Annotated in this window: 17 protein-coding genes and 1 riboswitch; of the genes, 16 read left to right on the top strand and 1 reads right to left on the bottom strand. The window is 35.1% G+C overall.

What is annotated here, in order from left to right:
• The first annotated feature begins 162 nt into the window (after positions 1-162).
• The 15 genes from BMZ04_RS11235 to BMZ04_RS11165 all read left to right on the top strand — a co-directional run bounded on the left by BMZ04_RS11235 (position 163) and on the right by BMZ04_RS11165 (position 18174).
• A complete protein-coding gene (locus tag BMZ04_RS11235) occupies positions 163-579 on the top strand; it encodes a hypothetical protein (RefSeq protein WP_093270026.1) in 417 nt (138 codons plus the stop codon).
• A gap of 215 nt (positions 580-794) precedes the next feature.
• Positions 795-1052 (top strand): hypothetical protein, encoded by a 258-nt coding sequence (locus tag BMZ04_RS11230; RefSeq protein WP_093270021.1) that lies wholly within the window; start codon positions 795-797, stop codon positions 1050-1052.
• Between the two features lie 656 nt (positions 1053-1708).
• Positions 1709-1981 carry a hypothetical protein gene (locus BMZ04_RS11225; protein WP_093270017.1) on the top strand — a complete coding sequence of 91 codons (273 nt, stop codon included), beginning with the start codon at positions 1709-1711 and terminating at the stop codon, positions 1979-1981.
• Positions 1971-2987, top strand: a complete 1017-nt coding sequence (locus BMZ04_RS11220; protein WP_093270014.1) for a reverse transcriptase family protein — start codon at positions 1971-1973, stop codon at positions 2985-2987. The genes BMZ04_RS11225 and BMZ04_RS11220 overlap by 11 nt, the downstream gene beginning before the upstream one ends.
• 253 nt (positions 2988-3240) lie before the next feature.
• On the top strand, positions 3241-7914 hold the full coding sequence (locus tag BMZ04_RS11215) for a DEAD/DEAH box helicase (RefSeq protein ID WP_093270011.1): 4674 nt from the start codon (positions 3241-3243) through the stop codon (positions 7912-7914).
• Between the two features lie 469 nt (positions 7915-8383).
• Positions 8384-9574, top strand: coding sequence for a DUF262 domain-containing protein (locus BMZ04_RS11210; RefSeq protein ID WP_093270006.1), 1191 nt, complete (start codon positions 8384-8386; stop codon positions 9572-9574).
• Complete coding sequence (locus BMZ04_RS11205; RefSeq protein ID WP_093270003.1) at positions 9571-11007, top strand: ATP-dependent nuclease; 1437 nt, start codon at positions 9571-9573, stop codon at positions 11005-11007. The genes BMZ04_RS11210 and BMZ04_RS11205 overlap by 4 nt, the downstream gene beginning before the upstream one ends.
• A 722-nt stretch (positions 11008-11729) precedes the next feature.
• Positions 11730-12365 carry a PepSY domain-containing protein gene (locus tag BMZ04_RS11200; RefSeq protein ID WP_093270000.1) on the top strand — a complete coding sequence of 212 codons (636 nt, stop codon included), beginning with the start codon at positions 11730-11732 and terminating at the stop codon, positions 12363-12365.
• Positions 12366-12444: 79 nt separating this feature from the next.
• Positions 12445-13212, top strand: a complete 768-nt coding sequence (locus BMZ04_RS11195; protein WP_177184417.1) for an ABC transporter ATP-binding protein — start codon at positions 12445-12447, stop codon at positions 13210-13212.
• The gene (locus BMZ04_RS11190; protein WP_093269995.1) at positions 13209-13967 is read left to right on the top strand and encodes an ABC transporter permease subunit; all 759 of its coding nucleotides are present in this window, start codon (positions 13209-13211) and stop codon (positions 13965-13967) included. Before BMZ04_RS11195 ends, BMZ04_RS11190 begins: the two co-directional genes overlap by 4 nt.
• Position 13968: 1 nt before the next feature.
• Positions 13969-14496: a COG1361 family protein gene (locus tag BMZ04_RS11185; protein WP_093269992.1), complete on the top strand. Its 528-nt coding sequence runs from the start codon at positions 13969-13971 to the stop codon at positions 14494-14496.
• A gap of 66 nt (positions 14497-14562) precedes the next feature.
• On the top strand, positions 14563-15234 hold the full coding sequence (locus BMZ04_RS11180; RefSeq protein WP_093269989.1) for a response regulator transcription factor: 672 nt from the start codon (positions 14563-14565) through the stop codon (positions 15232-15234).
• Positions 15231-16616, top strand: a complete 1386-nt coding sequence (locus BMZ04_RS11175; RefSeq protein WP_093269985.1) for a sensor histidine kinase — start codon at positions 15231-15233, stop codon at positions 16614-16616. Before BMZ04_RS11180 ends, BMZ04_RS11175 begins: the two co-directional genes overlap by 4 nt.
• Positions 16617-16723: 107 nt before the next feature.
• The gene (locus BMZ04_RS11170) at positions 16724-17374 is read left to right on the top strand and encodes a phosphatase PAP2 family protein (RefSeq protein WP_093269981.1); all 651 of its coding nucleotides are present in this window, start codon (positions 16724-16726) and stop codon (positions 17372-17374) included.
• A gap of 374 nt (positions 17375-17748) precedes the next feature.
• Positions 17749-18174: an exosporium protein C gene (locus tag BMZ04_RS11165; RefSeq protein ID WP_143128298.1), complete on the top strand. Its 426-nt coding sequence runs from the start codon at positions 17749-17751 to the stop codon at positions 18172-18174.
• A gap of 440 nt (positions 18175-18614) precedes the next feature.
• Here the strand turns inward: BMZ04_RS11165 and BMZ04_RS11160 are convergent, their stop codons facing one another.
• Positions 18615-19253, bottom strand: coding sequence for a 2OG-Fe(II) oxygenase (locus BMZ04_RS11160; protein WP_093269972.1), 639 nt, complete (start codon positions 19251-19253; stop codon positions 18615-18617).
• Positions 19254-19727: 474 nt separating this feature from the next.
• Positions 19728-19808: riboswitch (cyclic di-GMP riboswitch) on the top strand.
• A gap of 77 nt (positions 19809-19885) precedes the next feature.
• On the opposite strand from BMZ04_RS11160, the gene BMZ04_RS11155 reads away from it, so the two are divergent.
• Positions 19886-22381, top strand: a complete 2496-nt coding sequence (locus BMZ04_RS11155) for a beta-glucosidase (protein ID WP_093269968.1) — start codon at positions 19886-19888, stop codon at positions 22379-22381.
• Positions 22382-22486 lie beyond the last annotated feature (105 nt).

Raw genomic sequence — 22486 nt, 5'->3', positions numbered from 1 at the left:
CACCTATAACAAAAATAATATGCTCTAGTTAGTGGTTAATAATATATAATACATTGTTGGTAGTGTATTTATACATATATTTTTTACTTTTGAAGTATGATCAGATTCAATTATTTGCTTTAATAATACAACAACATAGATTTTCAACAGGAGGGTGGGCAAATGAGCAAATCTAATTCATCGGGATGTGGAACTGTAATATTTTTAATTATTGTAATGGTAATGATTTCTCTATTAGCAAAGGGATGTCAATTTGCAAACGATTTAATAGGAACTGATGAAGAAGAAAAAAAAGCTAAGTCTACAGTAGTAGTTGATGGGCAGAATGGATACCTAATTCAAAATGCTTTTGTTGCTATTGATAAAGAGAGCTTTGACGAACTAATTAGCTATTACGTTGCAGATAACGGCGATGCAATTATAAGAATGATGGAAAATGGTCGTGTTTTTGCTGGCAGTAAAGGAGAAAAGGTAACAGTTATAGATTCTGGGTTTACACAATCTTATATTGAAATCGTTTCAACTGGAATGCGAGGATACGTAGAATCAGAACTTGTTAGATCAAAAATAGAAGAATAGAAAATAATGTTTGTCACTTGAAGGAGCTCATTTTATGTTAGAGCTTCTTTTATTTATTATTCTATTGGTTGAATTTAATGGGTTTAGTAAGAATTGGATTTTATGTCCTGTTACAACTTTTTATCTAACATTAATGTATTTGTTAATTGCTACTCCTTAATATTCAGTAAATTTTTGCTATAATAATTCTAAAAAGAAAAAGGGAGATGCTTAGTTTGAATCGAGAGTACCTATATAAGTTAGTTGATGCACTTCCAAGTAACAAACTAAAGGAATTAGAAGAAGTGCTTAAAACTATGGCAAAACCGGAAGAAGTACCAACTGAAGAAGAAATTGAAGCAATTAGATTGGATAAGGAAGAAATTCCACAGAAAACTACAAAAAAAACTGCAAGTAAAGAAGACATTCTAGCGATCTATAAAAAAGTAGTTAAAACCCATGGTAAAACTTTAGAAAGACTTAGTAAGAACTAATGAGTTGATTTTTTCCTATAAAAAGTAATATTGTTCAAGTCTTTCGCTCATACCATCGATTATGGACGATCTTTAATAAAGTATCAAATATCATCGATATAGGAGGATTATACTTTAAGCTGCAACTGGCTCTTATGCAATTTTGAATTGTGTTAGTATAAGGCACTTATTTTAATGCGACGCTAGTGTAGGGAGATAAGAGATGGAAAAATAGGATATTTACCGAAAGGCTTTCATTACTAGGAGTCGTATTGAATCTATTCTAATGTAGCATTCTAGTAAAGCGATTGGTAGGTGAGTGAGTGAAAGCTTACCGTGAAATCAATACTTTACTTGCAATTTATTTATGGTATTATGAATTTGAATAGTTGCCTATAATTCCTTGCAAATTAATTTGTTGGTATATTCCAACGGGAAATGCAAATCCCTCTACGACAACGTTATGGCAATGTCGCCATCGCATGTCATAGGTACAGCACTCGTATAATGCGTATTTCTATGCATAATCGATGACTGAACGCAAGGGGGGAAATGGCTATATTAGCCAGTTATGAAGAGCGGAAATCTTTATTAGACGGGTTTCAACCTTTAAAAATCCTAGTAAGTATATGCAAGGGGGAGGCGAAAGCCTTAGTACTTATAGGAGGTAAAGTTAAATGAAATACATTAAACGTAAAGCTATTCAGTTGAGATCTTGGGTATCGGGAAGTATTCGAGGTGATGATGGTAAAATTAGTTCCGTAAAAACTTTCTATTTCTTTTCTGGTTGGTTTGGAGCGATGCCATTTGCCGCTTTTTTACTCCAAGCGTTAGTTTGGATTTTAAAAAGTCTAAACTTTGTTCTTCCTTACGGTATCCGCTTCATTGAAGGTCTAATTTCTGCTCTTTCTTATTCATTAAATAAGAAGGAGTTTTTTTATGCAATTTAATAATAGCAAGTTATATGGATTATCCAATAAAAAACTTCTGGCAGATATTTTGAGTGTAGATAAAAAGAGCTTAAAAAATGTCTCACTTGAGTTTCTACCATATAAGCTACCACAACATCTTTCCACTATTAACGGGAAGCAAAGGGATATATATAATCCAAATGATGAACATAAAAAAGCTTTAAGAAAATTGGTCAGATTATTAATGCAAGTTGAATTACCGTCTTATGTCTTTGGTGGGATTAAAGAAAAAAGTCATATACAAAATGCATCTATTCATAAAGCAAATAATTATCTAATGCTTATAGATATTCAAAATTTTTTTCCTTCTACCTTGGACTCATATGTATATGATTTATTTAAAGGAAAATTTCAAATGGCAGATGACATAGCAAAAATATTAACTGATTTTGTTACAATTCCATGTGAGAAAAAAGATGGAAGATATCTTCCTCAAGGCTACCCGACGAGTCCAATACTAAGCTACTTAGCATATGTAGGTATGTATAATGAATTAGCGACTGTAGCAGTAGAAAATGAAATGATATTTAGTTGTTACTATGATGACTTAACTTTTTCTTCAAATAAGTTTATTAATAAATCTTTGAAGCGTAAATGTTATCAAATAATTGAAAAACATCAACTTAAAGTTCATCCCATAAAATCAAAATTGATAGTAAAAAAAGGGGTAGAAGTGACGGGGGTATTTTTAGATGATTTAGGAGAAGCAAAGGCTCCTAAGAAGCTATTAAAAAAACTACAAGAATCCTATGAAAAAGTAAAGAATATGGACAGAAATCCTAGTGAGTTTACTAAAATGAATTTTGTAGATGAATTAAACAAATTACAAGGTTTAATATCGGCAGTTAAGAGTATAGAAAAAAATAGAAAAATAGATTTGTTTTTAAATGAATTAAAGTTTATAAGAAAAAAATATAACGTTCCATATAGAAAAAATGATGTAAAAAAATACTTTAATACAGAGTATGCGTCTATAATTCGTTGAATTGATTTATTATTGAAAGAGAGAGTTTTTGGAATATGAGGAAGCAGTTGTGAAAAGGGGATGGGTATGAAACAATGGGGTACCCCTTTGGTATATAAAATTTTGGTGCCAAGAAGTACTTACTTGTTTTTCCTTTATTATTGAGTTTCAGTATAGTTTCTTTTGTTAAGCAGTATAACTGTAATAATTAAAGGGATAAATAATTGAATTGGTTAAGAGTGGTAATTTGAAATAAGAAAGTAAGGTGTAATAAATGAGTGCAGAAATAAAAAGTTCAAATAGTTTCATTTCATTAGTTAAAGAAATGGATGTAGCATATCGTACCCAACGTGATAGAGGCACGATGTTTGAGTTATTATCACGTACATATTTTAAAAATGAGCCTATGTATGAGCGCTTATTTGATAAAGTTTGGACATTAAACGAAGTACCAGTGGAATATGAAATACCTAAAAATGATACAGGTGTTGACTTAGTCGCAAGGGAACGTGAAACAGGGAATCTAGTTGCAATTCAATGTAAATATTATGCAGAGGATCTCACTATCCAAAAGCTACATATTGACTCTTTCTTAAACGAAGTTGGCAAGAAGTATTATGCTAGAGGAATTATCATTACATCAACTGATAAGTGGGGGAAAAATGCAGAAGATGCATTAGTAGGTCGTGATAAGATAATCACTCGTATTTCATTAACACAATTACAAGAAAGTAACATTGATTGGTCAAAGTTTAAATTTACTGCGCCTGAAAAGGTAACTGTACAAAGCAAAAAAACACCTCGTCGTCACCAAGTACCAGCTATTGAAGCTGTTGTAAAAGGTTTCGAGACAGCAGATCGTGGAAAGCTTATCATGGCTCCTGGAACAGGGAAAACTTACACTTCTATGGCTATTGCAGAGGAATTAGCGAAGAAAAAAGGTAGTATTTTCAGAGTTCTATATTTAGTTCCAAGCATACAATTACTTTCACAAACATTACGTGGTTGGACTGCAGATACAAATTACAATATGGACGCTATCGCCGTTTGCTCGGATCGAAAAGTAACGAAACAAGAAAGTAAAAATGAGTATGAAGATATTGCAGTTGCAGACATTGGTTATCCAGCAACTACAAGTACTGAGAAGCTTTTAGAATACCAAAGCCGTATTGAAAGTAATCAAGCCAAAGGCGATTTTATAACGGTCTTTTCAACATATCAATCCATTGATGTAATCATTGAAGCACAGCAAAACGGATTCTATGAGTTCGATTTAGTAGTATGTGATGAAGCGCATAGAACAACAGGAGCAACAGAATTAAATAAAGAAGACAGTAGTTTCACAAAAGTTCATTATGATGAAAATATAAAAACTGCAAAACGTCTATACCAAACGGCTACTCCTCGTGTATATGGTGAAGGTGCTAAACAAAAAGCAGAAGAAATGTCCGTTGTGATTGCTGATATGGATAACCCTGTGCTATATGGTAAAGAATTTTATCGTATTGGATTTGGTGATGCCATTCGTAAAGACATCTTAACGGATTATAAAGTAATGGTATTAGCCGTTGATGAAGAAATGATTGCTCGTCGTTTCCAACAAATGTTGGCTAATAAAGATTCGGAACTAGAGTTTGACGATGTAACCAAAATCATTGGTTGTTGGAATGGTCTAGTACGTCGGAAAAATAATTCGGATGAAGCTCTAGGGGCTCCAATGAATCGTGCCATTGCCTTTGCAGGAACAATTCGTGAATCTAAATTAATTACAGATATGTTTTCACATGTTGTTGACCAATACTTGAATCAAGATCCTGATGATGAACATCAATATAATGTTGAAATTGATCATGCGGATGGTTCAATGAATGCACTTGAAAAGAACAAAAAGATTTCTTGGTTAAAAGGTGATGTACCAGAAAACACATGCCGTATTTTATCAAATGCTCGTTTCTTAACAGAAGGTGTAGATATACCGGATTTAGACGCTATTATGTTCTTGAAACCACGTAAATCTAAAATTGATATTGCTCAAGCCGTAGGCCGTGTCATGCGTAAAACAGAAGGCAAAGATTATGGATATGTCATTTTGCCGATTGGTGTACCAGCAGGTAAGGACACAAATAGTGTACTGGATAACAATGAAAAGTATCGTGTCGTTTGGGAAGTTTTAAATGCTCTGCGTTCATTGGACGAGCGTTTTGACGCAACGATAAATAAGCTTGAATTAAATAAGAAGAAACCTGAACAGATTCAAATTATTGGTGTAGGTGATGCTCCAGAAGATGGTGAATTAAAGCCTGTCACACACCAATTAGAACTTATGCTGACAGAAGAAGATCTAACAGATTTAGAACGTGCTATCTACGGTAAGATTGTTCGTAAAGTGGGAAATGTACGTTATTGGGAAGATTGGTCAAAAGATGTTGCTGAAATCGCTCAACAACACATGACACGTATTCGAGTAATGCTAGAAGACACAAATAGTAAAGTTTATATGGAATTTCAAAAATTTGTAAAAAGTTTGCGTTATAATATCAATGATTCGATTAGTTATACACAGGCTATTGAAATGGTAGCCCAACATTTAATTACAAAACCTGTATTTGAAGCGTTATTTGATTCTTATAGCTTCGTTCATAACAATCCTGTTTCTAAATCATTGGAATCAATTTTAGCGATATTAGATGAAAAAGGATTAATGAAAGAACAAGAGCGACTAAATTCGTTCTATGATAGTGTACGTGTACGTGCTGAAGGCGTAGATAATTTAAAAGCAAAACAGGATATTATTATTCAACTGTATGACAAGTTCTTCAAAGTTGGATTCAAAGAGACGACAGAACGACTTGGCATTGTGTTCACGCCAGTTGAAGTAGTAGATTTCATTATTCATTCCGTAGATGATGTACTGAAAAAGCACTTCGGTAAATCATTGGCGAGCGAAGGTGTTCATCTGCTCGATCCGTTTACTGGTACAGGAACTTTCATTACTCGCTTATTACAAAGTGGATTAATTCCAAGAGAAGAGTTATTGCGTAAATACACGCAAGAAACTCATGCGAATGAAATTGTATTGCTGAGCTATTATATTGCGGCTATTAATATTGAAGAAACATTTCATAACTTATATGGTGGCGAATACATTCCATTTGAAGGTATTGTTTTAACAGATACTTTTGAAAGTACAGAAACTAAAACTTCCTTTACAAGTGAGTTGTTTAATGAAAATAATGAACGTCTAAAGAAACAAAAAGAAAATCCGATTTTTGCCATCGTGGGTAATCCGCCATACTCTGTTGGTCAAACCAGTGCAAATGACGATAATCGAAATGTTACTTATACAAAACTAAAGGAATCTATTGATAAAACCTACTCTAAGCAAAGCAAAGCGAATTTAAAAAAATCTCTTTACGACATGTATATTCAATCATTTAGATGGGCAAGTGATCGTTTGGAAGACAAAGGAGTCATTGGATTTGTAACTAATGCTTCTTTTGTAGATAGTCAGAGTACTGACGGCTTCCGTAAATGTTTACATGAAGAGTTTAATTATTTATATATATTTAACTTAAGAGGTGATCAAAGAACCTTAGGTGAACAGTCTAGAAAAGAAGGTGGGAAGATATTTGGTTCAGGAAGTCGAACACCGATTGCAATATCAATTTTAGTTAAAGATGGTTCTGACAATCATGATATTTTTTATCATGATATAGGAGAATATTTATCACGAGAAGATAAATTGAATATTTTAGGGAATACGCAGTCTATAACTAATTTAGAATGGAATAAATTAATTCCAGATAAAAATAATGATTGGATAAACCAAAGAGACCTTGATTATGATATGTATCAATGTATAGACGGAGATTATTTTATAACAAAGGCTATAGGGGTAAGCACGAATAGAGATGCTTGGGTTTATGGTTTTGATATGCACGCAGTTCAAAAGAATACCATATATATGGTTGAAAACTATAATAATGAAGTGCGAAGGTTAGCAAAAATTGTAGATAAAACTGAAAAACTAAATGCTAGGAATTTTAATGATAATTATATAAAATGGTCTACCGGATTGGCAAATAATCTAGTTAAAGGTAAAGAAATTAATGTAGATTTAAGTAATATCAAACAAAGCTTATATAGGCCCTTCACTAAGAAATGGTTATTTTATGATACAGCTGTTATCGAAAGACCTGGACGTTTTAAAGATATAATGCCGGAAAATAACAAGATTATTTATGTTACAGGTTCTGGTGCAAGTAGAGGATTTTCTGCAATAGTTACCGATTTAATACCAAATTTACACCTTCAAGATTCAGGACAAGCATTTTTGAAATTTGTAAGGGGTGAAGGGTTATTTGGTGAGGTTATTGACAATATACCACAAGAAATATGTAATATATTGAATTTGTCTTCAGAGGATGTATTTAATTATGTATATGCTATTCTTCATTCAAAAGAATACAAAGATAAATATGCAAATGACTTAGGGAAAGGACTACCAAGGATCCCTATATTGAAAAATAAAGAAATATTCACTGAAGTTGGGAAAAAATTGGTTAACCTTCATTTGAATTACGAGAATATACCAGTGTATAAAGATGTTGAAATAATGACGAAAGATAATCCATCTTTTATAGTTAATAAAATGAAACATCCGAAAAAAGGTAAAGTAGATACAATTATTTATAATGGTGATATTATTATTACTAACATTCCTAAGAGAGCATATGAGTATATTGTTAATGGCAAGCCCGCAATTCAGTGGATTATGGAGCAATATCAAGTTAAAAGTGATAAGGCTTCAGGTATAGTGGAAAACCCCAATAACTTTTCTAGTGATGAAAAGTACATTTTTAATTTGTTACTTCGCATTATTAATGTATCGATGCAAACAATTGATTTAATAGATAGTTTGCCACCTTTAGAAGTAATGGGAGATTAAACTTAAATATGTATATTTAATAATTTACCAAAAATTTTGCGTCGGAAATGTAAATTTTCACAAAGGTTCAATAGAATAGGCGGTGCATCCACGAGACTATACTTCGCATAATTTTTTCATTTAGTTGAACCAACACAAAAAAGCCTTCTGATCATTAGATTAGAGGTTTTTTGTATAGGTAGAAAATGAGGGATCTCTTAAGTGAATTTAAATGGAATAAGAATAACTATTCAATTTGAATAGCTAATGACGTTCATGATTTGCAATAATGGTTTGATAAAAAAATATTCATAGGCTTCAGTGATTTAGTAGCCATTTAAACTTTACATTATACTGGAATGAGAATACATACCTAAATTTTTTTTAAAAAGATTCTATATCTAAGAAACTTAATAATTGTTATTATTAACTATTAATGAGATAAAAAAGATGGTGTATATTTAGAATAAGTAAATTAGGGGGAATTAATGTGAGATTGCTTCCATCAGATCCAGATGTAGAAACTTTAATATTAAGGATTTTAAAAGGCGATATTAATTTACAACCGGATTTTCAAAGAGGAGAAGTATGGGGACCTAATAAGAAGGTTCGATTGATTGATAGTATATTAAGAGAATGGCATGTACCACCTCTCCATGTTATCAAAGTAAAAGAATCTGGAAAGCAAGAAGTTTTAGATGGGCAGCAAAGGTTAGTAGCAATTAGAGATTTTGTAAATGGAAAAATAGCTATAGATGGCTATATTGAACCTTTAGATCAAGAAATTTTAGAATTGCATGGATTGACATATAAAAACTTACCTGATGTTTGGAGGAGGAAATTCGAACAATTTACTATAAGGGTATATTACATTGTAGATTATCATCCAAGTGAACCAGGAGAATTATTTTACAGATTAAATCAGCCAACAAATTTAACTTCTGCTGAACAAAGGAATGCTTATTTTGGACCAGCTCGACAACAAATTAAAGAAATTGTTAAGAAGTTTGATGAATTTAATTTAACAAAAAATGAAATTGGTTTTTCTAATTCTAGAATGGCGTATGATGATGTAGTAGCTAGACTATGTATGTTTTTAGAGTTCGGAACTTTAAGAGAAAAAATTACGGCTACAACTTTAGCTGATAGATATCGTGATGGGAAGGGTTTTGATAATGATATTATTATACGAGTTGAAAAAGCCTTAGAAAATCTTTCTAAGGCTACGAAAACTTTCGATGGCACTATAAAATTTAATAAAGCTACCTTATTAAGTTGGTTAACTTTTATTGTTGAATTAAACAAACAAGCTCCTGATATTTCTTCTGACGTTGTGGGAAGATATATATACATATTCGAAACATGTAGAACAACCGCTATAAAAAGAAATGAAAACATTGTTATTTCAAGTTTTAAAAAAATAAGTCCAAATCTTACTATAGAATTATTCAATATATTTAATGATAGAGCTAGTTCAAGGGTAGCTGATGTTTTATCTGTAGTGTCTAGAGATGCTATTATATGGATTATGTTTATTTTTCATATTGACATGTATGAAATGGATATCATAGATACCGAAAGAGTAAAAAAAGTTAATGAGTTTTTATTCAAAAGTAATTTGGAAGACAATCATGAGATATATGAAAGCTTAATGGAAATCGGTTGGGGTAACAGTATATGAGAACAGCTACTATAACTGATCATTGGAAAAATGTATATGATTCAAAATATAGCTTCAAATTGGAAAATATGATTTTTGAAAATCTAAAAGGATTAGACTACGGAGAAATACATTTTAATGGTGGAATAACAGCTATTTGTGGAACTAATGGTGTTGGTAAAACTACTCTGTTACAGGCAATAGGTAGTTTTTTAGAATCTGAAAAACCTATTTTTGGAAATTACTTTAAACTTGGAGAAGTAAATTTAGTTGGTGAAATAACTATTAAAGCAACGAGAATAGAGAGAAATGTTGTAATCGATGATTCCAAACAAAAAGTAAGCACGCCAGAAATAGTAGATATTAATTGTGAATGGATTGATGCTTCCCTTGAAGCTCCTCAACTAATTTCATTTTTTGCAGAAATGACTAACATAGTCGAATTATTAGAATCAGAAGGTGAAATGGATTTAGATGAAGACGAGCTTACTATGCTTTCATATATTGTAGGGAAACAATATGATGCTGTTAAGATTTACGAAACTGAATATAGCGATGAAGTTATTAGACCATACTTTAAAGTAAAGTATAAAGGAATTGAATATGGAACTGAACAAATGGGTTTAGGGGAGTTAGCAGTTCATTTAATTTTTTGGAGATTAAATAGAATTAGAAGAAATTCAGTTTTACTTTTAGAAGAGCCTGAAACTTATTTAGCTCCTCGTTCTCAAGAGGCTTTATTAAATGCTATTGCTAAAATAAGTGAAAAAAATAAAGTGTGGGTAATAATCACTACGCATTCTCCAGTAATTTTAACAAGGATTCCTCCTAAACATATTAGATTGCTAGTAAACGGTAAAGACTCAGTGAAAATTATCGAATTAGAATCTAACATAGATGCATTACAAGTTATAGGTGTACCTAATAACAAAAAGGGTATAATTTTTGTAGAAGATAGAGCAGCTAGAGTTTATGTGAGATATTTGATAGGTAAATTTGCGCCTAATTTATTGCAAGAATATGAGATTATAGACGTTGGTGGGGTAAAAGGGATTATAAATAATTTAAAAAATTTCCCTGAGTATATTAAATGGTTAAAGATTATAGGGATTTTTGATGGAGATCAAAGGGAAATTATTAAAGAGAAGTTTAATTGGCCTTATTTATTTTTACCTGGAGTAGAAGCAGTTGAGCAACCTTTTATGAGAATCTTAGATGAGAAAAGGGAATTATTTGCTAAATTAACTGGTGTTAGTTTAGACAGGATTGATATAGCTCTGACTGCCCTTGAAGGTAAAGATCACCATGATTGGTTAATAGAATTGCCGGAAAAATTGGGTTTAACTTATGAACAGGTAATTGGATATTTATTTGAAACAGGAATCCAAGGTCGGGAATACGAGGAAAGTGTAAGAGAAACATTAAAAGAACTTTTGCAGTTTATTAATAAATAGATATATTTACATAAAATATGTAAAATAAATAAATATTGCCCCCGCAACTCATTTTTTATAAAACGTAGTCAAAAACGTAGTCAAACATTTTTAACAGTAGCTATAAATTCTTATAAACATTGGTATTACAACGGTTCATGAGACTGTAGGTTCGACTCCCGCCGTCTCCATAGATTAATTTCATTGAGTTTCATTGAACGTCAAAATCCTTGATATATAAGGGTTTTGACGTTTTTGCTATTTCATATAGTTTCATTGAATTTCAAATATATCTCGTCAAATTCGTGTCAAAAACCTATTCCTAAAAGCAATCAATTTGTTATTTATTTTTCGAACTTATCAATCGTTTCAGCTTTTGCTTTTTTGGTGACGTGAGTATATACGTCTAAAGTTGTTTTTACGTCATTATGACCCAAACGGAATTGAAATTCTTTAATTGTTGCCTCAGCATCAAATAATAGGGAACAATGCCTTCCACTTTAAAGCAAACCCTTCACTCTTACGCATACCCGAATAAGAAAGCAAATGAAAGAAAGCATATTAAGGTGAATCTTGTGGAGAAGAAGTAGCAGGAATTGCACACTAGTGAACACGCTAGAAAATGAGAAAATCCTCATTAAACTTTCATCAACTTCTTAAAAAAGCTTCGTTAACTTTTCATAACCATCTGGCAGAATAAAGGCTGTAAGAAAGATTCACAATACTTTTTAGGAGGAATACAGATGAAAAAGAAAATGATAATCCCAGCTTTAGCAGCTACACTTATTGGAGGTGCGGTTGTAGGTAATAGTGTATTCTCTACTGCTTTTGCAAGCAACAACGCACCTACAACGACTCAAGCAGAAGAGCAAAAAGACGATGAAAATATTGCCGAGCTTCAAGCAAAAGCAAAATTATCATTAGATGAAGCACAAGTAATTGCACTAAACAAAGTAGCGGGAACAGTAAAAGAGTCTGAATTAGAAGATGAAGATGGTGTAGTTGTTTACGGCTTTGAAATTCAAACAGCTTCAGGTGATGTAAATGATGTGAAAGTCAATGCAATAAACGGAGATATCGTTAAGATCGAAAATGATGCAAATGACGATGAAAATGATGGAGAAGAAAATGATGATAATATTGCCGAGCTTCAAGCAAAAGCAAAATTGACTGTAGATGAAGCGCAAGCAATTGCTTTGAAAGAAGTTGCAGGAACAGTAAATAAGTCCGAGTTAGAAGATGAAGATGGCGTAGTTGTTTACGGTTTTGAAATCCAAACAACTAACGGAGTACAAGACGTGAAAATTGATGCTGCTACAGGAAAAGTAGTGAAAGTTGAAGCGGACAATGAAGCTGAAGGACAAGAAGGAAACGAATAATTGGAGTTTCTAAAGGGGAAAGATGGTTATCCCATCTTTTCCTTTTTTTCTTTCATCAATTATTAGGAGGAGGTACAACATGATCCAAACGAAGGATTTAACAATGCAATATCCAAATGGGTTCACTGCAGTTAATCATCTAAATTTACAAGTAAATAAAGGCGATATTTATGGTTTTTTAGGTCCGAATGGTGCTGGTAAAACAACAACTATTAGAATGTTAGATGGACTATTAAAGCCAACAGCTGGAGAAGTAGTTATTCAAGGGAAAAGTGTAATACGAAACGAACGTGAAATTCGAAAAATGATAGGGGTATTGCCAGAATCGCATGGCTACTATAACTGGATGACCGGTGCGGAGTATTTACTATTCTTTGCCCAACTTTATGGTGTGAGTAAAAACAAACAAAAAGAACGAGTAGAAGAAGTACTTCAACAAGTTGGAATGACTAGTAAAGCAAATATTCCAATTGGACAATATTCTCGAGGGATGAGACAAAGAATCGGTATTGCAAAAACGATTATTCATGAACCCGTACTTATCTTTTTGGACGAGCCTACACTCGGTTTAGATCCTCAAGGCCAAAGAGATATCCAAATGATTTTACATGATTTAAATAAAAAACATGGGGTTACGATATTCATCACTTCTCATTTGCTAAAAGAAATCTCCGAAATATGTAATCGAGTGGCAATTGTAAAAGAAGGAAACTTAATAGAAGAAGATTATTTAGAATCTCTATTGAACAAGTATGGTTCACTGAAAGTAGATACTACGGAACCAATTACGTTGGAAGAGGTTTTCTTTTATCTTACAGATCAAGAAGATAAGGAGATGAATCTATGATAGCGGCACTCATCGGAAAGGAAATAAAGGAAAATGTTTTTTCTAAAAAGAGCTTGTGGATATATTTTGCAGTGACACTATTGTTTAGCGGTCTAGCGTTAAGTTTTGTCTCCGTTAAAGAACTTAGTTTACTTGCTCAGGTAGAAGTAAATATGACGTTTATGAAAGTAGTTTTAGGGATTAGTATTTTAGTAACGATCATTATTGGATCGAATATGTATGCGGGGGAAAGGGAAAGAGAGACACTCGAAAGTCTGTTATTATCCCCTTTGTCTAAAGCGCAAATTACATTTGGGAAAATAGTAGGTTTGCTCTTATTTTGGTTCATCATATCTTTAATATCCCTACCTTACTTTTTTGCACTTTCAATGGGTACGGATATATTTGTGAAAGCACTAGTGTTTCTTTATTTAATTTGTTTTCCTTTAGTCATTGGATTTGCAGCGTTATCGCTAGGATTTTCCGCAATACTTTCATCTACGAAGAGTTCTACACTTTTATCATTTGTCTTATTTTTAGTAACGGCAATACCAATGTTCTTATCAACGACGATGAAAAAAAGTGGATTTGCGCATATTGTGGACACAGTTAGCCCATTATCACGATCCATGTTGACTTTAAAGGATTATTTTGTGAATAGGCTCGGCTTCACCGTGCTGATGGTGGATTTACTGCCAGTGCTCGTCTTCTTAATATTAAGTATTGCGTTATTGTTATTTGCAAATAATAAAATTACCCTTAAAGGAGGAGAATAAGATGAAAAAGGTATGGATTACATTTGCTTTTCTCTTCTCTCTTCTGCTGATGATGCAAACAAGTGGGGTTGCAATTGCACAAGATACGATAGATATTAAGATTCTCTCTCCTGATGCAGTGGAAAACTACCCGGGTCTTGAAACGAGTGTGCAAGCTGAGATTACCAATTTATCAGACAAAGAGCTGAAAAATGCAATGGCTTATATTACGATGGCAGATATCGGGAAACATATGACTGTAAATTTAGAGGATTATAGTGCAGATGTACCTATTCTACTCGATACTTTAAAGCCACAGCAATCCGTAAAAGTTGAATTACCAATTCGTTTTGTGTATACAAGTCAGTATAAATTGTATGTAACTGTAAGTAGTGACGACGATCAACAAATTCATTCGAGTGCGTCAATACCCGTGCATATTTTAGGAAATACACAAATTAATCCACTTTTTGTTCAAATTGTATCGATCGCAATGCCAATGGTTTTACTCCTATTACTATTTTTCATTACAAGAAGAAAAAAACAATAAAGAAATTTGTCTGTCCTACCATTGTTCGATAACATGGAGGTAAGTTAATTCGTGGGAGGGTTCACATTGAAAAAAGTACTAATCATTGAAGACGAGGAAAGCATTACAGAATTTCTAGAGTTAGAACTTAAACACGAAGGCTTCGATGTGACGGTTTTCCATGATGGTAGAGATGGATTAGAAGCAGCGTTAAATAACCATTATGATCTTATACTTTTAGATTTAATGCTACCTCATTTAAATGGCATAGAAATTTGCAGAAGAATTCGAGTAGTTAAAGAAACACCAATTATTATGCTTACTGCTAGAGATAGTGTGATGGATCGTGTAATGGGCTTAGATGTTGGGGCAGACGATTATATGTCAAAGCCTTTTTCGATAGAAGAACTTTTGGCACGGATGCGTGTAATTTTTCGAAGAAATGAACGACATGAAGAAAATATTGTGAAACATTTAGTATTCAATGAAATTGAAGTTGACACTATTTCACGAACCGTTAAAAAAGGGGAAGAAGAGATTTCTTTAACCAAAAGAGAGTATGAACTACTCTTAATGTTTTTACAAAATGTGAACCGAGTTCTCTCTAGGGAATTGATTCTGGAGAAAATTTGGGGATATGAGACAGAAGTAGAGACGAATGTGGTCGATGTATATGTACGATATTTGCGAAACAAGATAAATAAAGAAAACGACAACTATATCCACTCTGTCCGTGGAATTGGTTATGTGATGAAATGATGAAAAAGTTAAAGTTAAAATCGAAAATTGTTTTATGGGCGACTGTGCTTATGATTGGTTTGTTTGTTTCTTATAATATATTGCAATACTTTGTGATGAACAGCTGGATGATTCATTATGAAGAGCAATCCATTGAAATGAAAATGACTACTATACAAAACTATTATTCCAATCAAAAACTATCTGTACAATTCATTAAGGAAAATGAATCGTTTATCCATTCGATTAACGAGAAATCGGAGACGATTCGCATCCTGGATAAAGATGGAAAAAGTGTCGTGGCAGTAAGTGAAGAAGAATTATTGCATGTACCATCCCAATTAGTTCAAAGTGAACAATTTGAGCTAGTCAAATCAGGCGATGACCGTTTGCTTGTATATCGTGAACCATTAGTGGATATGAATTATGTAGGAACAATTGAAATCGTAAGAAATATGGAGATTTTCGATGGACTATTAGAACAATTTAGCCTTGTTATGTTTTTAACAGGAATTGGTGCAGTATTCTTGAGTTTAGTGGGAGCACTTTTTCTTTCTAAACAAATAGTTAGACCAATACAAGCTATTTCTCATTCACTTACTAGAATCAAAAAATTTGGTTTAAAAGAAAGAGTGAAAATTCCACCTGCACAAGATGAAATCTCTGAATTAGCGATTCATTTTAATGAACTAATGGATCAACTTGAAACTTCTTTCAATCAGCAAAAACAATTTGTAGAAGATGCTTCTCATGAACTGAGAACCCCTTTATCTGTATTGAATGGAAACTTAATGATGTTGAATAGATGGGGAAAAGATGATCGGGAAGTGTTAAATAAATCATTGGCTTCTTCATTGAGAGAAGTGGATCGCATGGACAAATTGGTGAAGGATTTATTAGAACTTTCCAGACTTGATTCGGAAAAAACAGTTGATGCCACGATTTCTATGATCAATCCAATAAATGTTATTGAAAAAGTCGTAAATGACTTCGAAATGACGCACCCGGAATTTATGTTTTCTCTTCAATTATTTGATGGCACTCTTCTTCCAATGAAAGAGCAACATTTGGAACAACTACTTACGATATTAATCGATAATGCAATTAAGTATTCAAATGATGACAAAAGAGTAACGGTAAATTACCGACATCGGGAATTAACTATTCAAGATTTTGGAATCGGAATACCGAAAGAAGATGTACTACACGTAACAGATCGATTTTATCGAGTAGAGAAATCTCGCAACCGAAAAAAGGGCGGGTATGGAATCGGATTATCTATTGCATTAAAGTTGATGGAAACATACAAGGGAAGTTTAGTGATTGAAAGTCAGTTAGGTAAAGGTACTTCTGTAAAACTTGTATTCCCAAAGACAAAAAACACAAACAATGAAGTGAACTAGTGAAATTAAAAATTACACCTTGCTATGTCTTATCCATATTTGCAGAGTTTCATTGGACAAAAAAGAAAAAAATCTTCTAAGAACAGATGAAGGTAGGAGTTTTCAGTATGAGATTAACTGGGTATTTATTGACTGCTTTTATTATTGGTTTAGTTTCACTTATCGGTTTTAGTTGTATGGCTATTTTAATTAGGGGGCATAAAATAGTTCAATTTGATCAATACGTGATTACCTTTATACAAGGTTTTGAATCACCAACTCTGACCTCAATAATGAAATTTTTTACGTACGTCGGATCGTTTCATATTGTGTTTGGTATTTCTGTAATAGTAGTTTTTATTCTTTATTTTGTATTAAAGCATCGTTCAGAACTCTTATTGCTTGGTACTGTTGTTATTGGAACGCCCATCATAAATCAGGTCTTAAAACAATTCTTTCATCGAGTGAGACCAGATTTGCATCGATTGATTGAAATAGGAGGATATAGCTTTCCTAGTGGACATGCGATGAATGCTCTTGCAGTTTATGGAATTCTTACATTTCTGTTATGGCGTCATATTCCTTCACGGTTATGGCGCACTATTTTGATAATAATTAGTACTATAATCGTTCTCATGATTGGTACCAGTCGGATTTATCTGGGTGTGCACTATCCGAGCGATATCATCGGAGGTTATTTTGCCAGTGGCTTTTGGCTTACTATTTCTATCTATTTTTTCCGAAGATATAAAGAAAAGCGGAATGCAAGGGGAAATTAAAAAAGTTACCCTGTGTTGGAAACATTCATGTTAATTCAAACAAACGTGAATGTTATGATTTTCATGCTTGTTTCAGACACAGGGACAAAACACAATTTTAGTAAACCTTATTAATTCCTTTGTAAGAGCATTTTTTGAATGTGAAAAAGCTGTATAAACGTTGATATAATAAGGTTTCATGGATTAGTTGTCATAACACTCGCCGTCCCCATAGTTGAGTTTCATTGAACGTCAAAATCCTTGATATATAGGGGTTTTGGCGTTTTTGCTATTTCACTGAGTTTCAATTAAATCTATTAAAATTAATTCAATTATCCAAGCTCTTCCTTCTAAACTGCATACTATAAAGTATTAAAGTTAAGGAGGTGACTATAGTGGTTCAGATAATTGATTACCAAGCAGCACAACCCATTCGTAGGGTTAATCTAAACAATCCAATTATGATTCCTCGTTCACCATTAAGGGTTTCATTGGCAAATATTCGAATAAGTATTCCCAGTGGTGCAACTAGAAATCGTGTAGAATTAATTGCGACAGTAGGAGTGCACGGGGTTACAGGCACATCCCAAATTTTGTTTAGAATCTTCCGCGACGGAAGAGAAATCTTCAACACCCAAGTAGGAGTAGAATCTGATACTACATCAGAAGTAAACTATGTAGAAACATTCCAAGCAATAGATTTTAATGTTGGACAAGGTACCCATGTTTACCAAGTAACTGCTCAAAATTTGACTAGTGGGACAGAAGCTGCAGTTGTAGGCCCTGTATCCTTTAGTGGCTTAGCAATTGCTCTATCATAATGGGTGATTCCATTGCTAAGGTGGGTTTGGCCTTATAAGTAGGCCAAGCACACCATTTGAAATCTTGTTTATCCTTATCAATGTTTGGGTCTTAATCGTAAGCAAAATAAGTATTGATTGTATCAAGTCTTTCATTTAACCATAAAAAATAACCCATCCTTGAGTTAACGGCTCAGATGGGTAACTACCTATTAATAGCCAGCCCCTTGAAGGGAACCTATTATATATATTGGGCCGTTTGATGGGAAAACATCAAACGGTCTTTTTTATTGTACTCAGATGTTGCTCTTAGAATACGTTAATATTTTTACTTTTTCTAGAATCGGGGCATGTGTATGATCATAGCAAAAATTTTTCCTTAGCAGTCTAGTCTACTGTTCTGAGCTTTTATTGGTTTGGGAGTCTTCATATGCGTACGAAAACTATAAATTAGCACCTTTTCATCTTAATTTTTGTTTTCTCATCCATTGCGTTGCGACCCACTTCTCACCAGTTATAACTGGTGCTCCAGCATGTAAAGTTAAATCATTTAAATTTTGATCGTCATAGAAATACTCGAAATAAACTGCCATACCTTTTTTGGGCGATACTGAAAAATTCAGTTTAGGGAAAAAAGTTTCTCCACCTTGTTCTACATCATTTAAGTACATAAGAAGCGTACTAATTCTATTATTGTGTGCTACTTTACTAGTTGATGAAAAGAAATCGTAATGAGCTTTATACTCTTGACCAGGAGTATACTGAAGGATTTGAATGCCTTCTCCGTGTTCAATAGGTATATTCATAATAGATGAGATTCTTTTTTCGACTCTAGCAACAATTTCGTTTTCACTTTCTTCAATAAACGTACTACTACTTGTTCTCAGTTCATTTACTTCGCGTGTCGTTCCAATTTTTGAACGTTTCATTTTGTCCTTAGACAATCTGATTAGTTCATCGCACTCTTCGTTACTTAAAATATTTCCTAAAACCACTATCAATGGTTCCTCTAATCTAGTGACTATGTCAATCTCTCTATCTGTAATTATCTTATTTCCAACGTGATCAAATATAGTTTGCTCTCTATTCTCCGTTATCATCTTCAAACCACCTCTTAAACTATTTAATCTTAAATACGAGTACGCTACGTTTTGGGGTAATGACTATACTTGTTAACGGTCTTCTTTTGTTTAAAATACTTGAATATCAGAGTTTGCTATTATACTTTTTTTGGAATTAATTTCATTTATTTTACCATAGTATTTTTATATATCGCAACTTTGTGAAAATTTTAACGAAGGGTTTTTTTCCGGAAATAACACAGTATCATATAAAAGAGCCTTGTCTCCGGCAGAATAAATCTAAAAGGAGGCCAAATAAACTATTAAGGGCCTCTATTTTGTATATTTCATACTAAATTGGTAAGTTTGCGTTATAGTAATGGGTAATTTCCTGTCGAATGATGTCGAAAAATAGGTATGAGCTCATAGTTGAGAATAGTAAATATTAAATCTAGTTAAGTGGAAAATATAGGAGTATATTAAGAGTAAGAATGAGAATGAAACAAGTTCCTCGTTTGAAAAAGGCAAAACTATCGAAAGGTAGAGACGCAAAGTCACAGATCTAAGGGAAACTATGATGGCTGGGCTACCAAATGAAGAATCTCGAATTTAATCTCGAAAATAGAGAGTGATTCTGGATTCTTCCAATTAAAAAATGGAGGGATTTTTTTATGACGAGCAAGTACAAAAATGTACGTAACGTACTCGCAACAAGTATCTTAGCTACAACTATTGCATTTGGTTCAGTAATTCCAGCTAATGCGATGAACGGTGGAACGGAAGTGACCAACCCCTGGATGAACACTCAGCTCTCTGCTGAGGAGCGCACCGAGCTGCTTCTTGATAATATGACGTTGAAGCAGAAGATCCAGCAAATCGCTACTTCGCGATTTAATGAGAACGACACCGGTAAGACGGTCGTCATCAATAATCCTTATAAAGCAACCAAGTACCGGAACGGCGAATTTGCGCCCCAGGGTACCCTGCCTGGGTGTGAATTTCAGGACACTGGCCGTCAAATCCGTGGGATCGATGAGCTGGGCATTCCCAATATCCGCATGACCAACAGTGGTACGGGCGTTAAGGGCGGATCGTGTGTCGATCACGTGACAACGGGTCTACCTTCCACACTGGCAATGTCCGCGAGTTTCGACCGCGAGCTGAACTATGAGGCCGGCCGAATTCTAGGCGAGGAGGCTCGGGCATTCGCGCATCAAGTGATACTTGGACCGAGTATGAACCTCCTGCGTCACCCGTACGGTGGTCGTGCCTATGAGTACTTCAGTGAGGACCCTTACCTGACGGGTGCCCTAGGGATCGAGCAGACAAAGGGTATTCAGGACCAAGGTGTTCAGGTTCAGCTCAAGCACTTGGCTGGAAACGAGCAGGAGTTCGAACGTAATACGATGGGTGGCGAGATCCCATCAAGAGCCATGCACGAGCTGTACATGTTGCCATTCGAGATGAATGCCAAAGAAGCTGACCCAGCCTCTATGATGTGCTCGTACCCGAATGTTAACGGCACTTTTGCCTGTGAAAGCTCTGAATTACTCCAAGAAGCCTTAAGAGACAAATGGGGCTTCAAAGGTTGGGTTATGAGTGACCGTCGCGCGATTCACGACACGGTCGGTGCCATCAAGGCGGGCGCGAATGTCGAGCTAGACTGGACAGCGCAGTACTACACAGAGGAAAAAATCAATGATGCCATTGATTCAGGTGAGATAACTGAGAACGACATCGACAATCTGCTTCGTGCACGATATATTAAGATGATTGAGTTCGGCCAAATGGATGAGCCTTGGGACGAGTTCAAGTGGGAGAACGTCGATCTGATGGAAAACGGCGCAAGCGCACGTGAGATTGCTGAGGAAGGGTCCGTGCTGTTGAAGAACGATAACGGCTTCCTTCCACTGGACGGAGAGCCGAAGTCGATCGCACTGATTGGCGTTGAATGGTTCGCCGGCATTGCGAAGTTGCCGGAGCACTCGCTTAAAGCTAACAATACGAACGTCCCGACTTCTTACACGGTCACACCACAACAGGGCTTGGAGAATGTCATCAAGGAGTTGGGCTACGATACTAAAGTAACGTATAACGATGGCCGCGATCCGGAGGCTGCTGCTAAGCTGGCTGCTGAGTCCGATGTCGTGCTGCTAATGATCGGTGACAACCCAGCTGAGAGCAAGGACCGCACGACTCTTGGCTTCCCGGCTATAGACCTCGATCCGACCGAAAAAGGAAAAGACATAGTGGAACAGGAGCCGCTAATCGACGCGGTTATGGAGGCTAACCCAGAAAACACTGCTGTGGTTCTGAAGACTTCTGGTACGGTACTTATGCCATGGTTAGATAAGGTACCTGCAGTACTTGAGGCGTGGAATCCAGGTATGGAGGATGGCAATGCCGTGGCCAACATACTATATGGTAAAGTTAATCCTTCTGGTAAGCTGCCAATGACGTTTGGAAATAAAGAGCGTGAAGCTGCCTTCGCGACTGAGGAGCAATACCCTGGAACACGTAAAGACACTGGTAAGCCAGGAGGCCCGGGAGCGTACGGTGACGGTTCTCACCAGCTAATCACTCAGTACTCCGAGAATCTCGAGATGGGCTATCGCTGGTATGAAGCGAACGATGTGAAGCCGGTCTTCCCATTCGGGCACGGCTTGTCGTACACGACTTTCGAGTATGATGACCTTAAGGTGAAGCAGGTGCAGGGCAAAGGTTCAGTGTCTGGTATTGACGTGTCCTTCACAGTGAAGAACACAGGCGACGTTACCGGCGCTGAAGCGACACAAGTCTACTTGACTCTACCGGACGAGGCTGATGAGCCAGCTAAACGTCTTGTTAACTTCGAGAAGGTTGAACTTAAGCCAGGTGAGAGCAAGAAGGTTACTATGCGAATTAACCAGTCCGACTCCAACCACCCGTTCTCTTACTTCGTTCCGGAAGATCCGGACAACCTAGCGAACTGGGCTGATGGCGAGTGGGAAACTGCTAAAGGAAAGTACCGCGTGCATGTCGGTGGTTCCTCTGCAGACACACCGCTTGAAAAGGACGTTCCGTTGAACTTCAAACTCAACAAGGACAACGGTAAAGGAAACAACAACGGTAACAATGGAAACAACAATGGTAATGGCCAAGGTAACAACAAAGGCAACAGCCAATGACAATAGCAATGGCAAGGGAAGCTCTAATAGGTTGGCCCCTGGCCATGGGATGATGTCGGCGACCCGTTAGGGGGCGTCGGGGCATCCCGAAGGCGGTGAGCGCGT

Source organism: Psychrobacillus sp. OK032 (assembly GCF_900111345.1).
Taxonomy (GTDB): domain Bacteria; phylum Bacillota; class Bacilli; order Bacillales_A; family Planococcaceae; genus Psychrobacillus.
The sequence above is the reverse complement of the archived record's forward strand: the minus strand, read 5'-3'. Positions and strand labels throughout refer to the sequence as shown.

Excerpts from the sequence above, each read along its gene's own strand:
- BMZ04_RS11200 (WP_093270000.1), top strand. The coding sequence starts at position 11,730 with ATGAAAAAGAAAATGATAATCCCAGCTTTAGCAGCTACACTTATTGGA.
- BMZ04_RS11220 (WP_093270014.1), top strand. The coding sequence starts at position 1,971 with ATGCAATTTAATAATAGCAAGTTATATGGATTATCCAATAAAAAACTT.
- BMZ04_RS11175 (WP_093269985.1), top strand. The coding sequence starts at position 15,231 with ATGATGAAAAAGTTAAAGTTAAAATCGAAAATTGTTTTATGGGCGACT.
- BMZ04_RS11190 (WP_093269995.1), top strand. The coding sequence starts at position 13,209 with ATGATAGCGGCACTCATCGGAAAGGAAATAAAGGAAAATGTTTTTTCT.
- BMZ04_RS11235 (WP_093270026.1), top strand. The coding sequence starts at position 163 with ATGAGCAAATCTAATTCATCGGGATGTGGAACTGTAATATTTTTAATT.
- BMZ04_RS11195 (WP_177184417.1), top strand. The coding sequence starts at position 12,445 with ATGATCCAAACGAAGGATTTAACAATGCAATATCCAAATGGGTTCACT.
- BMZ04_RS11185 (WP_093269992.1), top strand. The coding sequence starts at position 13,969 with ATGAAAAAGGTATGGATTACATTTGCTTTTCTCTTCTCTCTTCTGCTG.
- BMZ04_RS11225 (WP_093270017.1), top strand. The coding sequence starts at position 1,709 with ATGAAATACATTAAACGTAAAGCTATTCAGTTGAGATCTTGGGTATCG.
- BMZ04_RS11170 (WP_093269981.1), top strand. The coding sequence starts at position 16,724 with ATGAGATTAACTGGGTATTTATTGACTGCTTTTATTATTGGTTTAGTT.
- BMZ04_RS11205 (WP_093270003.1), top strand. The coding sequence starts at position 9,571 with ATGAGAACAGCTACTATAACTGATCATTGGAAAAATGTATATGATTCA.
- BMZ04_RS11215 (WP_093270011.1), top strand. The coding sequence starts at position 3,241 with ATGAGTGCAGAAATAAAAAGTTCAAATAGTTTCATTTCATTAGTTAAA.
- BMZ04_RS11155 (WP_093269968.1), top strand. The coding sequence starts at position 19,886 with ATGACGAGCAAGTACAAAAATGTACGTAACGTACTCGCAACAAGTATC.
- BMZ04_RS11160 (WP_093269972.1), bottom strand. The coding sequence starts at position 19,253 with ATGATAACGGAGAATAGAGAGCAAACTATATTTGATCACGTTGGAAAT.